Here is a 16,032-nt window from a genome sequence, read left to right on the forward strand (position 1 = left end):
TGACACCGACGCGGCGGAACAGCAGGAATGAGCATATGAACACAGATACCCAGATCCTCGACCGCCTGCCCGCCCGACTTCGTGAAGCCCGCCGAGCCCAGGGGCTGTCGCTTGACGCGGTCGCCAAACTTTCCGGCGTGTCCCGCTCGATGGTCAGCCAGATCGAACGCGGCGAATCCTCACCCACCATCGCCACGCTCTGGAACCTGACCCGCGCCCTTCAGGTGGATTTCGCGGGGCTTCTGGAAGATGGCGAAACCGCCGACCGGATCGACGTTTTGCGCGACACCCAGGTGCCGACCATCGACAATCGCGGGGAAGGCTGTCGCATCCGTATCCTGTCGCCGCCCGAAGATGTGGGCGGCCACGAGGTCTACGACATCCGCTTCAAGGAGGCAGGCAGCCTCAACAGCCAGCCGCACAAACGCGGCGCGACCGAGCAGCTTACGGTGCTTGAGGGCAAGGTGCGCATCACCAGCGGCTCGGCGACGCAGGAACTGGGCGACGGCGACACCGCGCGCTACGCCGCCGACGTGGCCCATTGCATAGAAGCCGTCGAACCCGCGCGGGTGTTTCTGATCGTGAAGGATGCCTGACGCCCTAGTAATTCCCGAATGACGGAAATTTTTCCGCTATCCTGAATTTCCCCTATTCCGGAAATTAATCCACTATGGTAGATATGCCTCCAGAATCATGGAGGCACCAATGTCCGAATCCTTTCTGACCCACATTTCGCAAACCCTTCAGCAGATCGAGGCCGAGGGCCTGATGAAGCGCGAGCGAATGATCACCTCCCCTCAGGGGGGCGAAATCACGGTGGGCGAAAAGGAGGTCATCAACCTCTGCGCCAACAACTACCTCGGGTTGGCCGACCACCCCGACCTGATCCGCGCCGCCACCGACGCGATGGAACCCAAGGGCTTTGGCATGGCCTCGGTCCGCTTTATCTGCGGCACACAGGACATACACCGCGATCTGGAACAGAAACTCGCCAAGTTTCTGAACAAGGATGATGCTATCCTCTTTGCGGCCTGTTTCGATGCCAATGGCGGGCTGTTCGAACCGCTCCTCGGGCCGGAAGACGCGATCATCTCCGACAGCCTGAACCACGCGTCGATCATCGACGGCGTGCGCCTGTGCAAGGCCAAACGCTATCGTTATGCCAACAACGACATTAGTGATCTCGAAGAGATGCTGAAACACGCCCGCAACGAAGGCGCGCGCCACGTCATGATCGCAACCGACGGCGTTTTCTCGATGGACGGATACCTGGCCAACCTGCCCGAGATCGCCCGACTGGCCAAGCAATACGACGCCATTGTCATGGTCGACGATTGCCACGCCACCGGTTTCATGGGGCCACATGGCGCGGGCACGCCCGATCACTTCGGCGTCGACGTTGACATTCTCACCGGAACTCTGGGCAAAGCACTTGGGGGGGCCATCGGCGGTTATATCGCCGGGCCGCAGCCAGTGATCGACCTCCTGCGGCAGCGGGCGCGGCCCTACTTGTTCTCGAATTCGCTGCCGCCCTCGATCGTGGCCGCGGGCCTCGAGGCCATCCGCCTTGTCGAGGAAGGCGCAGACCTGCGCGCGCAACTGTTCGAAAACGCCCGCTACTGGCGCGACGGCCTCGAAGCGTTGGGCTTCGACATCCTGCCCGGCGAACATCCGATCATCCCCGTGATGCTGGGTGAGGCACAGCTTGCGCAGGACATGGCCGCCCGCCTGTTCGACGAGGGCGTCTATGTCTCCGGCTTTTTCTTCCCGGTCGTGCCGCGTGGTCAGGCCCGCATTCGCACCCAGATGAACGCCGCCCTGACCCGCGACGACCTTGACCGCGCGCTTGCCGCCTTCGGCAAGGTCGGCAAAGAGCTGGGGGTGATCTGATGTCCCGCGCCAACACGATGAAAGCCCTTGAAAAGTCCTTTCCCAAGGAAGGGCTATGGATGACGCAGGCCCCGGTGCCGGAAATCGGGCCGGACGAGGTTCTGATCCGCATCAACAAGACCGGCATCTGCGGCACCGACATTCACATCTGGAACTGGGATGAATGGGCCGCCCACACCGTGCCCGTGCCGATGATCACCGGCCACGAGTTCGCGGGCGAAATCGTGGAACTGGGCCGCAACGTGACCGGTCTGGAAATCGGCCAGAGGTGTTCGGGGGAAGGCCACCTTGTCGAAATGGACAGCCGCCAAAGCCGCGCAGGCCAGTTCCACCTTGATCCCGGCACGCGCGGCATCGGCGTCAACGAACAAGGGGCCTTTGCCGAATACCTGCGCCTGCCCGCCTTTAACGTGGTGCCGCTGCCCGCGGACATCCCCGACGAGATCGGTGCCATCCTCGATCCACTCGGCAACGCCGTGCACACCGCGCTCAGCTTCGACCTTCTGGGCGAAGACGTGCTGATCACCGGCGCCGGCCCGATCGGCATCATGGCCGCGGCCGTCGCCCGTCACGCCAGTGCCCGGAACGTTGTCATCACAGATATCAACCCCGACCGCCTGACGCTGGCTCAACACGTTGTCCCAAGCGTCCGCGCCGTGGATGTCACCAAGGAAGACCTGAACGACGTCATCCATGAGTTGGGCATGACCCAGGGGTTTGACGTCGGCCTCGAGATGTCCGGCTCACAGATCGCCCTCGACCAGATGGTCGAAGCCATGGTCATGGGCGGCAAGATCGCGCTTCTGGGCATCCCGCCCGGCAAATCCCCGGTCGACTGGTCCCGCATCGTGTTCAAGGCCATCACCATCAAGGGCGTCTACGGTCGCGAGATGTTCGAGACCTGGTACAAAATGATCGCCATGCTGCAAAACGGGCTGGACGTATCGCGCGTTATAACGCACGAATTCCCCGTCAACGATTTCAGGGAGGGCTTTGCCGCCATGAAATCGGGACTATCGGGCAAGGTGGTGCTGAACTGGCGGTAGCAAAAGGGGCCAGCCCCTCTGGCCGCCTCCGGCGCCCATTCATCCCGGAGTATTTTGGTGTGCATTGAAGAGGATGACATGGCGGCACCTTCGCTTCTCGACGTGATCGGCAATACGCCGGCGGTATGGCTTGACCGCATGGTCAGAGCACGCGGTCTCGAGGGCCGTATCCTTGCCAAACTCGACTACATGAACCCCGGGTTTTCCAAGAAGGATCGCGCCGCCAAGGGCATCATCGAGGCCGCCGAAGCCGACGGAAGCCTGCGCCCCGGCCAGACGGTTGTCGAGTTGACCAGCGGCAATATGGGCACCGGCCTTGCTATCGTCTGTGGCCTCAAGGGCTATCCGTTTGTGGCGGTGATGAGCCGTGGCAACTCGGTTGAACGCGCCCGCATGATGCAGGCACTGGGGGCAGAAGTGGTGCTGGTCGACCAGCTTCCCGGCTCACGTCCCGGGCAGGTGTCGGGGGGTGATCTTGCCGAAGTGGACCGCGTCGCACAACAGATCGTTGCCGAGCGCAGCGCCTTTCGCGCCGACCAGTTCCACCATGCGGGCAATGCGCAATCCCACGCGGATACGACGGCCCCCGAGCTTTGGGCCGACAGCGGCCAGACCCTGACCGCTTTTGCCGATTTCGCCGGATCGGGAGGCACCTTTGGTGGCACGCTGCGCGGCCTTCGTGCCCTGAACCCCGATATCCGCGGCTATGTCGTTGAGCCCGCCGGAGCCGCGGCCATTGCCGGACAGACCGTCACCAATCCCGATCACCCGATCCAGGGCGGCGGTTATGTGATGGAGGATCTGGAGTTCCTGCGCGACATAAAGCCAGACGGCCACTTGCAGGTTGACGGCAACACGGCCCGTGAAACCGCACAGGCGCTGGCCCGCGAAGAGGGGATCTTTGCCGGTTTTTCCTCTGGCGCCAACGTGGCGGCAGCCCTCGATCTGCTGGCTGGCCCGGAAAAAGGCGGTACCATCGGCGTGGTCATCTGCGACAGCGGCCTCAAGTACCTGTCGACCGATCTCTGGTCGTAGAGTCAAAAAGACGGCGGGCCAAAACCGCCGTCTTTCTTGGTACGTTCAGTACTGGAACGATTTGAACAGCGCCGAATCCTCCAGCCCGCGCATGAGGCGGACAACGCTGGGGGTCTGCTCTTTCTGAGCTGATACAAACTTCGAGAAGGCTCCCGAGGTATGTTCCGCAGTCTGCGATTGACGTGCTACTTGCATGGCTTCACCTATACTCAACACGCCCCCACCCGATCCACGCTGCCCGGAAAGCGGCGCGCGGAGGTGCCGGAATTGCGGCAAAACCGGGAAGTTTGGTTAACGTTGAGTTAAAGCGTCAAGTGTCGGGCCGTAACGCCACCCGCCCGTTTTCCCCGAGCACTGCAACGTCACGCCCCTCGAACACCGCAGCGGTGATCGGCCGCCCGTATCCCGCACCGCTGTCGAGGTTGACCCGGTTGCCCTTGTGAACCGCCTGTTTCTCAGGCGTGTGACCATGCACCACAAGCCAGGGATGCGGCTCTTCGAAATTCAGGAAATCATGCCGGATCCAGCACATGTCGTCTTCGGTCTGCTGCTCCAGCGGCACACCTGGCCGGATACCTGCGTGCACGAACAGGAGATCATCATGCAGATGATAGGCGGGTAGGTTGGCCATGAAATCGACATGCGTGCGGGGAATGACCTCACGCGCGACAGGATGGATTTGATAGTATCGCGCGTTGTCCGCCACCTCGATCCCGTAAGATTCGAGCGTTCCCCTCCCACCAATCCGGTCACAGAACCAGTCCATGCCCAAAAGGATCTGCGGATCAGGGCGCGGCAGGTCTTCGAGGAAATAGGAATACAACCGGTCGTGATTGCCCCGCAGCACGGTCCAGTTGCGCCCCGCTTCGATGCCCGAACGCAACAGTTCGATCACGCCTGCACTGTCCGGGCCCCGGTCCACCAGATCCCCCAGAAAGACGATCTTGGCATCCGTGCCGCCATCCTTCTCGATCCGCTCCAACGCGTCTTCGAGCATGGTTTTCTGGCCATGGATGTCACCAACGGCATAGATCGGACGTGTCATCGGTTGCCCCCACAGGAATTACATAACAAGACAACTAAAACAAAAACGCCGCCCGGAACAGGGGCGGCGTTGGTTTTCTTGTCAATTCGGCGGGATTAGGCCACGTCGAATTGCAGCGGCTTGATCTGGGTGAACAGCCCGGTCTCGGCCAGCTTGGCACGCGCTTCGGCGGGCACCGGCTCGTCCACGTACAGAAGGGCGATCGCTTCACCACCCACATCGGCACGACCAAGGGTAAAGTTCGCGATGTTTACGCCGTTTTCGCCCATGGTCTGACCCAGCGCACCGATGATGCCAGGCACGTCTTCGTTGGTGGTATAGAGCATATGCGCACCAATCTCGGCGTCGATATTGATGCCCTTGATCTGGATGAAACGCGGCTTGCCATCCGAGAAGACGGTCCCGGCGATCGAACGCTCGCGCTTGTCGGTCACGATGGTCACCTTGATGTAACCGGCAAAGGCGCCCGACTTGTCCTGGTTGGTGGTCGAGATCTGGATACCGCGTTCCTTGGCGATCACCGGCGCGGACACCATGTTCACGTCCGGGTTCACGCGCTTCATGATACCGGCCACAACGGCGCAGTTCAGCGCGTTCAGGTTCATCTCGGCAGCAACACCATCATAAAGGATGTTGATGGCCTTGACCGGCTCGTCGGTCATCTGACCCGAGAACGCGCCCAGGTGATCGGCCAGCTTGATCCACGGCCCCATGACCTTGGCTTCTTCCGCGGTCACGCTCGGCATGTTCAGCGCGTTTTCAACCGCGCCGGTCAGCAGGTAATTCGACATCTGCTCGGCTACTTGCAGCGCCACGTTTTCCTGCGCTTCGGTGGTTGCCGCGCCCAGGTGCGGGGTGCAGACAACGTTGGGCAGGTTGAAAAGGGCGTTTTCCTTGGCAGGCTCAACCTTGAACACGTCGAACGCAGCACCGGCCACATGGCCCGATTGCAGCATTTCGGCCAGGGCCTCTTCGTCAACAAGACCACCGCGGGCACAGTTGATGATGCGCACGCCTTTCTTGGTCTTGGCGAGGTTTTCACGGCTCAGGATATTGGCAGTGGCCTCGGTGAACGGCACGTGCAGCGTGATAAAGTCGGCACGGGCCAGCAGATCGTCCAGCTCGACCTTCTCGACACCCATCGTGTCGGCCTTCTCTTCGCTCAGGAAGGGATCATAGGCGATGACTTTCATCTTCAGGCCACGGGCACGGTCACAGACGATGCCACCGATGTTGCCAGCACCAATCACACCAAGGGTCTTGTTGGTCAGTTCAACACCCATGAACTTCGACTTTTCCCATTTGCCGGCATGGGTCGATTCGCTGGCTTCCGGGATCTGGCGGGCCACGGCGAACATCATCGCGATGGCGTGCTCGGCGGTGGTGATCATGTTGCCGAACGGTGTGTTCATCACGATCACACCCTTTTTCGACGCGGCTTCCTTGTCGATGTTGTCGGTGCCGATCCCGGCGCGCGCGATCACCTTGAGGTTGGTCGCGTTCTCGAGGATCTTCTCGGTCACTTTGGTGGCCGAACGGATCGCGAGGCCGTCATACTGACCGATCACTTCGGCGAGCTTGTCCTTGTCCTTGCCGAGGTCCGGCTGGAAATCGACGTCGATGCCGCGATCACGGAAGATCTGAACGGCGGTTTCGCTGAGCTTGTCAGAAACGAGTACTTTGGGAGCCATGGGTCTGGTCCTTGAATTCAGAGATTTGAAGGGCCGGGCCAAAAGGGAAATTCTTCTGGAAGAATTTCACGGACGCAGAGTTTTCTAGAAAACTCTGCACTCTCCGGCCCGGAAAATAGCTTATGCCGCGACGGTCTGTGCAGCGATCTCGGCCTCGAAGGCCCATGCCAGCCAGGGCAGCATGGCTTCGACATCCGACGTCTCGACCGTGCCACCACACCAGATCCGCAGACCGGCAGGCGCATCACGATAGGCCCCGATGTCCAGCGCGATGTTCTCGGCTTCCAGACGCTTGGCGACAGCCTTGGCAAAGGCGGCACCGTCCTGAATGCGATCATCGGTGAACTTCAGGCAGACACTGGTGTTCGACCGCAGCGCCTTGTCCTCGGCGAGGTTGTCGATCCAGTCATTGGCCGCACAGAAGTTGAACACCGCCTGCGCATTGGCATCGGCCCGGGCGATCAGACCCTTGAGGCCACCCACCGACCGCGCCCAATCCAGCGCAAAAAGGTAGTCTTCTACCGCCAGCATCGACGGCGTGTTGATCGTCGCACCGGTAAAGATACCGTCGATCAGCTTGCCACCTTTGGTCAGGCGGAAGATTTTCGGCAGCGGCCACGCAGGCGTGTAGCTTTCCAGACGCTCAACGGCGCGCGGGCTCAGGATCAGCATGCCGTGGGCGGCTTCCCCCCCCAGAACCTTCTGCCAGGAGAAGGTGGTCACATCCAGCTTGTCCCAGGGCAGATCCATCGCAAAGGCGGCCGAGGTGGCGTCGCAAATGGTCAGACCTTCACGGTCGTCTGCAATCCAATCAGCGTTCGGAACCCGGACACCTGCGGTGGTGCCGTTCCAGGTAAAGACAACGTCATTGTTGCAATCGACCGAAGCGAGATCAACAATCTGACCATAGTCGGCGGTTTTCACGTCTGCATCGATCTTCAGCTGTTTCACCACGTCGGTGACCCAACCCGAGCCGAAGGATTCCCAAGCCAGCATCTCGACCTTGCGCTCGCCCAAGAGCGACCAGAGGGCCATTTCAACCGCACCGGTGTCCGAGGCGGGAACGATGCCGATCTTGTAGTCAGCAGGGATGCCCAGAACCTCGCGGGTGCCTTCAATCGCGGCCTTCAGCTTGTCCTTGCCAACGGCGGCACGGTGCGAACGACCAAGAGCGGCATCAGCCAGCTTGTCCAGGGAGAATGTGGGGGGTTTGGCACAGGGGCCAGAAGAAAAACGCGGGTTGGCCGGCCGCGCTGCCGGTTGCTGAGTAGCCATAAATGCTATCCTTCCAGATATCTGCCTCTCGTTGGGGAGAGGTGTCCCACGGACGGACATAGGGCCATTGCTGCGGCTGCACAACATGCAAAATGCAACAACTGCGACCCTTCGAAAAACAAAACCGACGCAAAATGACGCCTATCGGAAACTTGGGAAACCTCCCGCGAAACCCTTCCCACGGCGTTCCGGCTTTGCTAGGAGCCTTCGCGACTCATAGGAGAGACCCATGTATTTCGCCACTCTGCTCACTTCCCCGACCGCTCCTTCGCTTGATCCGGCACTGGTCGACTCGCTTCGCAATGCATGGGGTGGCGGAGATGCCGACTGGCTGGCGGTGGACGAAGCCGCCGAGTTCCCGCTGGAAACCCTGCCCTCCAATCAATGGGAAGTCTGGGCCGACCTCCAGAATATGGGTGTCGACCTGATCATCCTGCCCGCCACGGGCCGCCGCAAGAAAATGCTGCTTGCCGACATGGACAGCACCATGATCCAGCAGGAGTGCATCGACGAGTTGGCCGAAGAGGCCGGAGTGGGTGAGCACGTCAAGGACATCACCGCCCGCGCCATGAACGGCGAGCTCGATTTCGAAGGCGCGCTCACCGAACGCGTCGGCCTGCTCAAAGGCCTCGACGAAAGCGTGATCGGCAAGGTTCTGGCCGAACGCATCACCTTCATGCCGGGCGGCAAGGCCCTGCTTGCCACGATGAAGGCCAACGGCGCCTATGCCGCGCTGGTTTCTGGCGGCTTCACCGCCTTCACCGCCAAGGTCGCCGCCGAACTGGGCTTTGACGAAAACCGCGCCAACACCCTGCTTGTCGAAGATGGCAAGCTGAACGGCGATGTCGGCCGCCCGATCCTCGGACGCGAAGCCAAGGTACAGGCGCTCAAGGAAATCACCACCCGCCTCGGCCTTTCCCATGACGACGTGATGGCCGTCGGCGACGGGGCCAATGACCTCGGCATGCTGGGCCTCGCCGGTGCAGGCGTTGCCCTGCACGCCAAACCCTCGGTCGCCGCCGAATGCGACATCCGCATCAACCACGGCGATCTCACCGCCCTGCTCTACATCCAGGGCTACAAGAAAAGCGACTTCGCGGCCTGACCCGGCTTCTTCTTGGCCAAATACCCCCGGGGGAATCGGTGCAAGCCCCTTGCACAGATGGGGGCAGAGCCCCCACTTTCAAACAAACGTTTGTTTTTACTAAGATAATCCTCGCTCGCGCAGCGCCATTTGCATCAATTTAACATTTTTGTTAAATTGAAATCATGACCCGCCTGATCGAAACTTTTTCCGCCCTCTCCGATGCCACGCGCCTAGGCATAGTCGAACGCCTGATGGCACAGGGAGAGCTGCCCGCAGGTGACCTCGCCTCCGACAGCACGATCAGCGGCCCGGCGATCTCGCGTCACCTCAAGGTGCTGCGCAACGCCGGTCTCGTGGACCAGCGGATCGACGGCAACCGCCGCCTTTATTCTGTCCGGCCCGACTCCCTTCGGGCCATTGCCAGCTGGACAATGGACCACCGCGCCTTTTGGGAGGCCAGCCTGGACCGCCTTGACGCCCTTCTACAGGAGGACCCCGATGCCTGACCTGCGCCTGACCCGCGATTTCAACGTGACACCCGAACGCCTGTTCAACGCCATCACCCGCCGCGCCGATCTGTTGCGCTGGTGGGGCCCGGAAGGCATGGACCTGCCCGAGGAACATCTCGACTTTTCCCGCACCGGCCCGTGGTTCTCGGTGATGCGGAATTCCGAGGGCCAGCGGTACAAGGTGTCCGGTCAGGTCACCCACGTCACCCCACCCCGCTCGGTCGGGTTCACCTGGGCCTGGCACGACGACAGCGACACACGCGGCGCGGAAAGCCACGTCACCTTTACCATCGAAAAAACCGACACCGGCGCACGGCTGGTGATCGACCATCGCGATCTCGGTGATGACGAGGCCAGCGCCAGCCACGAACGCGGCTGGACGTCGACGCTGAACAAACTGACGAACCTATTGTCCTGAACGGCATTTCACAGGGAGGAAACGAAGATGCCCAAATTCATGTTTATCTATCACGGCGGCGGACGCCCCGAGACCCCGGAAGAAGGCGAGCGCGTCATGGCGGCCTGGATGAAATGGATGGCCGACATGGGCGACGCCCTTGTCGACGGCGGCAATCCCGCCGGCATGTCCAAGACCGTCACCGCCTCCGGCATCGAAGACAACGGCGGCGCCAACCCGGTGTCGGGCTACTCGTTGGTCAACGCACCGGACATGGCCGCCGCTTGCGAAATGGCCAAGGGCTGTCCGATCCTCGAAGGCGGGTCCGGCACCATCGAAGTCGCTGAAGCGATGGAAATGTGATTTTCCACCTCCGCGATACAGTCGTAATACCGACGTAATACCGACGTTGGTTTTTGCCGGCCCGACGCCATCAGAGCGAGGCTTCGGGGCGGAACCTTTCGGGGATGGTGTCAATGCCTTCCAGCACCAGATCGGCCATCACCTCCCCCACTTTCGGGGCCATACCAAAGCCGATCTTGAACCCGCCATTCGCGATGTACTGATCGCCATTCAGCGGATGAACCCCCAGCATCGGCGCGCGGCTTTTCGCCCTCGGACGCACCCCGGCCCAGCGTTCAACGATTGGGGCGGATGCCAGCATCGGGAAAACGTCGCAGGCCCGCGCAATCAGATCGTCAAGCTGCGTATCCGTTTGATCTTCCGATGAAAATTCTCGCTCGGAGGTCGATCCAACCGCCACCGTGCCATCAGCATGCGGCACCACCAGCACGTCGCCCGCCGAGGTGATCGGCACCCCCCGCGCATCCAGGCCCAGCACCGCCGCCTGCCCTTTGACCCCATTGCCAACCGTCTTTCCGAAATGCGCCGACAACTCACGCAACCCGGCAACACCCGTCGCCCAAATCACCTTGCCCTCAAGGGTTTGCGCGTCCCCGACCTCGACCACGCCCCCCTTGCGCCGGATCGCCTCCGCCAGCGCCAGACACGCCTTGCGCGGATGCACCCGCGCACTCAGGGTCTCGTGGATCACCAACCCCGTTTCACTTTTCGGACACCAGTCCTCCGCGTCCTTCGCCGCGATCACGCGCCAGAGGGCCTTGCCCTGCCAATGTTCATCGGCATTCACCGCCCGTTCTCGCGCCAGTTCCAGCGCGCGCTCGGTGTCGATCGGCTGTAGGCGTCCCACGCGGTCATATCCTGTTAACAGACCGCTGGTATCTTCTACCTCGCGCCACATGGATTCTGCCGCGATCAGGCTTTGAAACTGGAATTCCTTTGTTTCGTTCCAACGCTCCGGCGCGTGTGGGGACAACATGCCAACCACGCCGCCGCTGCATCCGGCGGCGATGCCTGTGCGGTCGATCACGCGCACCTTCGCGCCTCGCCGTGCACAGGCCCATGCCGTCGCCAGCCCGAACACCCCGGCGCCTACAACCGTCACATCACCCATTGCCAAATCACCCGCCTTTGCCCAATGCTCATCCGACGACCTCTCTAAGGCATCCTGACATGAGCGACCAGAAGGCAAATCTCGAGTGGCGCGACGGCGCCGTTCCCGTCTCGACACGGTTTGACGATCCGTATTTCAGCCTTGAAAACGGTCTGGCCGAGACCCGTCATGTTTTTCTCGCGGGCAACAACCTGCCTGCCCGTTTTTCCCCTGGGTTTCACATCGCGGAACTGGGTTTCGGCACCGGTCTCAACCTGTTGACCACATGGGCCGCTTGGGACGCCTCCGGACAAACCACGCCCTTGCGGTTCACCAGCTTCGAAGGCTTCCCGATGAGCGCAGACGAAATGGCCCGCGCACTGGAGGCCTTTCCTTCTCTTGCCGAGTATGCTCGCCGCCTAGTCGCCGCCTGGGCAGAGGACAACACCCTCGCCACGCTTGACGGGATTGAGGCCCGCGTCGTGATCGGCGATGCCCGCGAGACACTCCCAGCGCAAGACTGGCAGGCCGACGCCTGGTTCCTCGATGGGTTTTCCCCCGCCAAGAACCCCGAACTTTGGGACGCTGACCTGATTCAGCAAGTCGGCCAGCACACCAAACCGGATGGCACGGCAGCCACCTACACCGCCGCCGGTTTCGTACGCCGCAACATCGAGGCCGCAGGCTTTGATGTCACCCGCGTCCCCGGCTACGGCCGCAAACGTCACATGACCACCGCGAGGAAACGGACATGAGCGATCAGAACACACGCCTTGGCATCCTGCTGATGTGCCTGACAACCTTTGTCTTCGCCATGCAGGACGGTATCTCGCGCCACCTTGCGGATGCCTACAACGTCTATGTCGTGGTGATGATCCGTTACTGGTTCTTCGCAGCTTTCGTGATAGCCCTCTCGGCCCGCCGGCCCGGTGGCCTGCGGGCTGTCGTACGCACGCAGCATCCGTTCATTCAGGTGTTTCGTGGTGCACTGCTAGCGCTCGAAATCGTTGTTACGGTGATCGCCTTCACCTTGCTGGGCCTGACGGAAACCCATGCGATCTTCATTTGCTATCCGCTGATCATCGCCGCCCTGTCTGGCCCGATCCTCGGCGAGAAAGTCGGCTGGCGACGTTGGGCGGCTATCGGCATCGGCATGATTGGCGTCCTGATCATCCTGAAACCAAGCGCCGGGGTGTTTTCACCCGCGGCCATTGTACCGCTGGTTGGGGCGCTGATGTTTGCTGTCTACGGCCTGCTCACCCGCTATGTCGCCCGCACGGATGGATCAGCTGTCAGCTTTTTTTATACCGGCACGATCGGCATGGTCGTGATGACCGCCATCGGCATGTTCTACTGGGAGCCGATTGTCGGCACCGACCTATATTGGATGGCGCTCTTGTGCTGCACGGGCATTCTTGGTCACTGGCTTCTGATCAAAACCTACGATCACGCCGAAGCCAGCGCAGTTCAGCCCTTCGCCTATCTGCAACTGCCCTTCGCCGCCGCCCTTGGCATGTTGGCCTTTGGGGAAACCCTCCGCGTCAACGTTGCCATCGGCGCTGTCGTGGTTGTCGGTGCCGGGTTGTTTACCCTCTGGCGGGAACGCCAGTCGGCCTAGCGTGTGGCCCGCACCGATTTGCCCACGAGCTCCTTACTGAAAGGCACGGGAAGAGGCTCGCGGCCAAGGCGGGCGCGATAAATCGGCAGGCTTTCGGCGACACGCATCACATAGTTCCGGGTCTCCGAAAACGGGATGTGTTCGATCCAGTCGATCACGTCCACATTGCGCCGACGCGGGTCGCCGCGCTGGCGCATCCACCGCTCCGGGCGGCTGGGACCAGCGTTGTACCCCGCCGATACAAGGATCACGTTGCCATCGAACTCACGTGCCAAACCCGCAAGATACGAGGTGCCCAGACGGATGTTGTAGTCAGGGTCCGACGTCAGTGCGCTGAAGTTATAGGCCGTGCCAATCGCCCCCGCGACCTGCCGCGCCGTTCCGGGCATGACCTGCATCAGACCCCGCGCACCTGCACCGCTGACCACCTTGGGATCAAATTCGCTTTCGCGCCGCGCAATCGCCAGCGCCATCTCGGTTGATACGGCAAGGCGGCTGTTCACCATCGGATGCAACGCATAGTAGGCCGCAGGCAATACGATCCCGCGGCGCGCAACCTTCTTACCCAGCATCACGGCCACATGCGGCGCGCCAAGTTCCTGTGCCATCGTGCCCAAGCGGCCCAATTCGTCCCGATCCAACCCCTCAGACAGATGCAGCCAGAAGCGTTCGGCCAGATCAAGATCGCCGGCTTCCAGGGCCATCATCGCCGCCTTGTGGACCGACGACTTGGTAAACTCGGCCCGCCGCCAATTGGCAAAGACCTCGTCCCCGCGCAGCGTCAGGTCAAACCGCATCCCGGCTTCTTCTGCCGCGAGCAGTCCGTAAAAGCTCGTCTGATGTGCGCCACCCGCAGTATAGGCGGCTTTCGCCGCGGCCTTGTCACCTGACGCCTCATGCGCGCGTCCGATCCAGTATCCGGCCCGCCCAAGCGAAATCGGTGTCTCGACCGACTGTTCGAAGCGCAGGAAATGGCCCAGCGCCACCTTGGGTTTGTTCAGAAACCGCAACGCGATGTAGCCCGCCAGCCACTCGCAATCGGAATAGGCATAGCCGGCATCGGGTGTCATTCCGTGGGTCGCCGCCACCTGATAGGCCGTGCGATACGCCCCGGCCCGCATTTTTTCACGAGCCAGTGCGCGGCGACGTCCCGACCATTCCTTTGCGCGGCCTAGCTTGCCTGATCCACTTTGTGCCAGCAGAAGCTCAATCGCCGAATCGTCCCGATCCTTACGCGCGCGCCAGACGAACCGTTCATAGGCCAGCCCGGGATCGCCTTGCAGCGCCTTGGGCACCGCCGCGATCAACCCGTCGACGCCATTCACCTGTTCACGCAGCCCCAACCGCGCCGCCGCCAGCTTTTTCCAACCGTCAGTGACCAATGGCAACATACGCTTGGTGTTGCTCTCCCAACCTTTCCACAAGACGTGATCCATCCGCGCAACGTGATGTGGCCGCAGCAGCTTGCCATAGCGATCAAGGAACTTTGCATGTGTTTGCGGCCCGATTGCCAATTCGCGCCATGCCTTGACAACAAGTGCCTCGGCCCCGGTACGGTTTCCCAACCGCTCCATGGCACGCGCCTGAAGCAGGACACCCTGCGGGGTTTGCGCATCTCCATAGGCAAAGAACGTGTTCACTTCACGCCTGTTGGCCTCCTCAAAGGCCTCTTCCGACTGCTTGCGAAGATAGGCCAAGCCCGGCCAGTCACCGTTACGCTCAAGGAACTTCAGCACGTCCCGTGCCGAGCCTTCACCAGCACGCAACCGATGCCATTCAACGATGTCTTTTGCCACGGGTCCCGAGTTGCGCACCTCGGCTGCGGCCTGCCGCCAGTTCTCGACCCTGATTTCACTCAAAGCACGCGACATCGCCGTCTGTGCCTGCGCCGCATCGGCGCAGATCATCAAAAACCCGGATAAAAGCAGAAAACAAAAGCGCAACATCACTTGCAATTTCCTATGCGAGGAAGGATAGAACCCAACCATAAATGCGCACCGGCCAGCCGACAATTCACAAACTTGGCAAACCGGCATCTTCCCGCTAGGGTCCGCGCGTTTGACAAATCATCCGGGCGTTTGCGCCCAGCTACGCAAAGAAAAGGAGCGTGTCATGTTCAAAGGGTCTCTTCCCGCACTCGTCACGCCGTTCACGAACGGCGAGCTGGATCTGGAAACGCTCAAGAAACTGGTTGAATGGCATATCGGTGAAGGCTCGAACGGCTTCGTTCCCGTTGGCACCACCGGTGAAAGCCCGACCCTGACGCACGAAGAGCACGACGCGGTTGTTGAAACCGTGGTGCGCGCTTCGGCCGGTCGCGTGCCGGTCATCGCCGGTGCCGGGTCCAACAACACCCTCGAAGCCATCCGTCTGGCGCAGGCTGCGGAAAAGGCAGGGGCCGACGCGATCCTGATCGTGACCCCCTACTACAACAAGCCGACCCAGCATGGTCTGGTTGCTCATTTCACCGCCGTGCATGATTGCTGCAATCTGCCGATCATCATCTACAACATCCCCGGCCGTTCCGTTGTCGACATGAGCCCGGAAACGATGGGCAAGCTGGCGGAACTGCCGCGCATTGTTGGCGTAAAGGACGCAACCGGCGACCTGAGCCGCGTGCCGCAGCAGCGCATCACCTGCGGCACGGACTTTGTCCAGCTGTCGGGTGAGGATGCAACCGCGCTCGGCTTTAACGCACATGGCGGTGTTGGCTGCATCTCGGTGACTGCAAACGTGGCACCGAAACTCTGCGCGGAATTCCAGGCGGCCACCCTTGCCGGCGACTACACCAAAGCGCTTGAGTATCAGGATCGCCTGATGCCGCTGCACATGGCGATCTTCGCAGAGCCAGGTCTTGTCGGTGCCAAGTACGGCATGTCGAAACTTGGCCTGTGCAATGAAGAGGTTCGCCTGCCGCTGACAGGTCTGAGCGACGGCGTCAAAGAACAGATCGACGCGGCGATGGTGCACGCGGGTCTGCTCTGAC

At 61.4% G+C, this 16,032-nt stretch carries 17 protein-coding genes; 11 read left to right on the top strand and 6 right to left on the bottom strand.

The window, feature by feature from the left end; genetic code table 11:
- The first annotated feature begins 35 nt into the window (after nt 1–35).
- The 4 genes from NNA36_RS03510 to NNA36_RS03525 all read left to right on the top strand — a co-directional run bounded on the left by NNA36_RS03510 (nt 36) and on the right by NNA36_RS03525 (nt 3,971).
- Nucleotides 36–596 (top strand): helix-turn-helix domain-containing protein, encoded by a 561-nt coding sequence (locus tag NNA36_RS03510; RefSeq protein ID WP_255104230.1) that lies wholly within the window; start codon nt 36–38, stop codon nt 594–596.
- Nucleotides 597–705: 109 nt separating this feature from the next.
- Nucleotides 706–1,890, top strand: coding sequence for a glycine C-acetyltransferase (locus NNA36_RS03515; RefSeq protein WP_255104232.1), 1,185 nt, complete (start codon nt 706–708; stop codon nt 1,888–1,890).
- Nucleotides 1,891–1,907: 17 nt separating this feature from the next.
- Nucleotides 1,908–2,936, top strand: coding sequence for an L-threonine 3-dehydrogenase (gene tdh / locus NNA36_RS03520; protein ID WP_255104394.1), 1,029 nt, complete (start codon nt 1,908–1,910; stop codon nt 2,934–2,936).
- A 78-nt stretch (nt 2,937–3,014) separates the two neighbouring features.
- The gene (locus tag NNA36_RS03525) at nt 3,015–3,971 is read left to right on the top strand and encodes a PLP-dependent cysteine synthase family protein (RefSeq protein WP_255104234.1); all 957 of its coding nucleotides are present in this window, start codon (nt 3,015–3,017) and stop codon (nt 3,969–3,971) included.
- A gap of 45 nt (nt 3,972–4,016) precedes the next feature.
- On the opposite strand, the gene NNA36_RS03530 is transcribed toward NNA36_RS03525, so the two are convergent.
- The 4 genes from NNA36_RS03530 to NNA36_RS03545 form a co-directional block, all read right to left on the bottom strand.
- Entirely contained in the window at nt 4,017–4,166 is a 150-nt protein-coding gene (locus NNA36_RS03530) for a hypothetical protein (RefSeq protein ID WP_255104236.1), read from the bottom strand.
- 115 nt (nt 4,167–4,281) lie between these two features.
- Nucleotides 4,282–5,016, bottom strand: coding sequence for a metallophosphoesterase family protein (locus NNA36_RS03535; protein ID WP_255104238.1), 735 nt, complete (start codon nt 5,014–5,016; stop codon nt 4,282–4,284).
- A gap of 95 nt (nt 5,017–5,111) precedes the next feature.
- Nucleotides 5,112–6,707: a phosphoglycerate dehydrogenase gene (gene serA, locus NNA36_RS03540; protein WP_255104240.1), complete on the bottom strand. Its 1,596-nt coding sequence runs from the start codon at nt 6,705–6,707 to the stop codon at nt 5,112–5,114.
- A gap of 120 nt (nt 6,708–6,827) precedes the next feature.
- Nucleotides 6,828–7,982 (bottom strand): phosphoserine transaminase, encoded by a 1,155-nt coding sequence (locus tag NNA36_RS03545; RefSeq protein ID WP_255104242.1) that lies wholly within the window; start codon nt 7,980–7,982, stop codon nt 6,828–6,830.
- 229 nt (nt 7,983–8,211) lie between these two features.
- On the opposite strand from NNA36_RS03545, the gene serB reads away from it, so the two are divergent.
- From serB to NNA36_RS03565, 4 genes are all read left to right on the top strand, one after another.
- Nucleotides 8,212–9,087, top strand: coding sequence for a phosphoserine phosphatase SerB (serB, locus tag NNA36_RS03550; RefSeq protein WP_255104244.1), 876 nt, complete (start codon nt 8,212–8,214; stop codon nt 9,085–9,087).
- Between the two features lie 164 nt (nt 9,088–9,251).
- Entirely contained in the window at nt 9,252–9,575 is a 324-nt protein-coding gene (locus NNA36_RS03555) for a helix-turn-helix transcriptional regulator (protein ID WP_255104246.1), read from the top strand.
- Complete coding sequence (locus NNA36_RS03560; RefSeq protein WP_255104248.1) at nt 9,568–9,996, top strand: SRPBCC domain-containing protein; 429 nt, start codon at nt 9,568–9,570, stop codon at nt 9,994–9,996. The genes NNA36_RS03555 and NNA36_RS03560 overlap by 8 nt, the downstream gene beginning before the upstream one ends.
- Nucleotides 9,997–10,023: 27 nt before the next feature.
- Nucleotides 10,024–10,338, top strand: coding sequence for a YciI family protein (locus tag NNA36_RS03565; protein ID WP_255104249.1), 315 nt, complete (start codon nt 10,024–10,026; stop codon nt 10,336–10,338).
- Nucleotides 10,339–10,408: 70 nt separating this feature from the next.
- On the opposite strand, the gene NNA36_RS03570 is transcribed toward NNA36_RS03565, so the two are convergent.
- A complete protein-coding gene (locus NNA36_RS03570) occupies nt 10,409–11,449 on the bottom strand; it encodes an FAD-binding oxidoreductase (protein ID WP_255104251.1) in 1,041 nt (346 codons plus the stop codon).
- 59 nt (nt 11,450–11,508) lie between these two features.
- On the opposite strand from NNA36_RS03570, the gene mnmD reads away from it, so the two are divergent.
- On the top strand, nt 11,509–12,183 hold the full coding sequence (gene mnmD, locus NNA36_RS03575) for a tRNA (5-methylaminomethyl-2-thiouridine)(34)-methyltransferase MnmD (RefSeq protein ID WP_255104252.1): 675 nt from the start codon (nt 11,509–11,511) through the stop codon (nt 12,181–12,183).
- Nucleotides 12,180–13,046, top strand: a complete 867-nt coding sequence (locus tag NNA36_RS03580; protein ID WP_255104254.1) for a DMT family transporter — start codon at nt 12,180–12,182, stop codon at nt 13,044–13,046. The genes mnmD and NNA36_RS03580 overlap by 4 nt, the downstream gene beginning before the upstream one ends.
- On the opposite strand, the gene NNA36_RS03585 is transcribed toward NNA36_RS03580, so the two are convergent.
- A complete protein-coding gene (locus NNA36_RS03585; RefSeq protein WP_255104256.1) occupies nt 13,043–14,953 on the bottom strand; it encodes a lytic transglycosylase domain-containing protein in 1,911 nt (636 codons plus the stop codon). The two genes, NNA36_RS03580 and NNA36_RS03585, sit on opposite strands and share 4 nt — an antisense overlap.
- A 205-nt stretch (nt 14,954–15,158) precedes the next feature.
- Here NNA36_RS03585 and dapA point away from each other — a divergent pair, with 205 nt between their 5' ends.
- Nucleotides 15,159–16,031 carry a 4-hydroxy-tetrahydrodipicolinate synthase gene (dapA, locus tag NNA36_RS03590; protein ID WP_255104257.1) on the top strand — a complete coding sequence of 291 codons (873 nt, stop codon included), beginning with the start codon at nt 15,159–15,161 and terminating at the stop codon, nt 16,029–16,031.
- The last annotated feature ends 1 nt before the right edge of the window (nt 16,032 follow it).

This window comes from Shimia sp. CNT1-13L.2 (assembly GCF_024331145.1).
Taxonomy (GTDB): domain Bacteria; phylum Pseudomonadota; class Alphaproteobacteria; order Rhodobacterales; family Rhodobacteraceae; genus Shimia.

What these genes read in the sequence shown, in the direction of transcription:
- NNA36_RS03510 (WP_255104230.1), top strand. Translation starts at nt 36, where the DNA reads ATGAACACAGATACCCAGATCCTCGACCGCCTGCCCGCCCGACTTCGT.
- NNA36_RS03515 (WP_255104232.1), top strand. Translation starts at nt 706, where the DNA reads ATGTCCGAATCCTTTCTGACCCACATTTCGCAAACCCTTCAGCAGATC.
- tdh (WP_255104394.1), top strand. Translation starts at nt 1,908, where the DNA reads ATGAAAGCCCTTGAAAAGTCCTTTCCCAAGGAAGGGCTATGGATGACG.
- NNA36_RS03525 (WP_255104234.1), top strand. Translation starts at nt 3,015, where the DNA reads ATGGCGGCACCTTCGCTTCTCGACGTGATCGGCAATACGCCGGCGGTA.
- NNA36_RS03530 (WP_255104236.1), bottom strand. Translation starts at nt 4,166, where the DNA reads ATGCAAGTAGCACGTCAATCGCAGACTGCGGAACATACCTCGGGAGCC.
- NNA36_RS03535 (WP_255104238.1), bottom strand. Translation starts at nt 5,016, where the DNA reads ATGACACGTCCGATCTATGCCGTTGGTGACATCCATGGCCAGAAAACC.
- serA (WP_255104240.1), bottom strand. Translation starts at nt 6,707, where the DNA reads ATGGCTCCCAAAGTACTCGTTTCTGACAAGCTCAGCGAAACCGCCGTT.
- NNA36_RS03545 (WP_255104242.1), bottom strand. Translation starts at nt 7,982, where the DNA reads ATGGCTACTCAGCAACCGGCAGCGCGGCCGGCCAACCCGCGTTTTTCT.
- serB (WP_255104244.1), top strand. Translation starts at nt 8,212, where the DNA reads ATGTATTTCGCCACTCTGCTCACTTCCCCGACCGCTCCTTCGCTTGAT.
- NNA36_RS03555 (WP_255104246.1), top strand. Translation starts at nt 9,252, where the DNA reads ATGACCCGCCTGATCGAAACTTTTTCCGCCCTCTCCGATGCCACGCGC.
- NNA36_RS03560 (WP_255104248.1), top strand. Translation starts at nt 9,568, where the DNA reads ATGCCTGACCTGCGCCTGACCCGCGATTTCAACGTGACACCCGAACGC.
- NNA36_RS03565 (WP_255104249.1), top strand. Translation starts at nt 10,024, where the DNA reads ATGCCCAAATTCATGTTTATCTATCACGGCGGCGGACGCCCCGAGACC.
- NNA36_RS03570 (WP_255104251.1), bottom strand. Translation starts at nt 11,449, where the DNA reads ATGGGTGATGTGACGGTTGTAGGCGCCGGGGTGTTCGGGCTGGCGACG.
- mnmD (WP_255104252.1), top strand. Translation starts at nt 11,509, where the DNA reads ATGAGCGACCAGAAGGCAAATCTCGAGTGGCGCGACGGCGCCGTTCCC.
- NNA36_RS03580 (WP_255104254.1), top strand. Translation starts at nt 12,180, where the DNA reads ATGAGCGATCAGAACACACGCCTTGGCATCCTGCTGATGTGCCTGACA.
- NNA36_RS03585 (WP_255104256.1), bottom strand. Translation starts at nt 14,953, where the DNA reads ATGATCTGCGCCGATGCGGCGCAGGCACAGACGGCGATGTCGCGTGCT.
- dapA (WP_255104257.1), top strand. Translation starts at nt 15,159, where the DNA reads ATGTTCAAAGGGTCTCTTCCCGCACTCGTCACGCCGTTCACGAACGGC.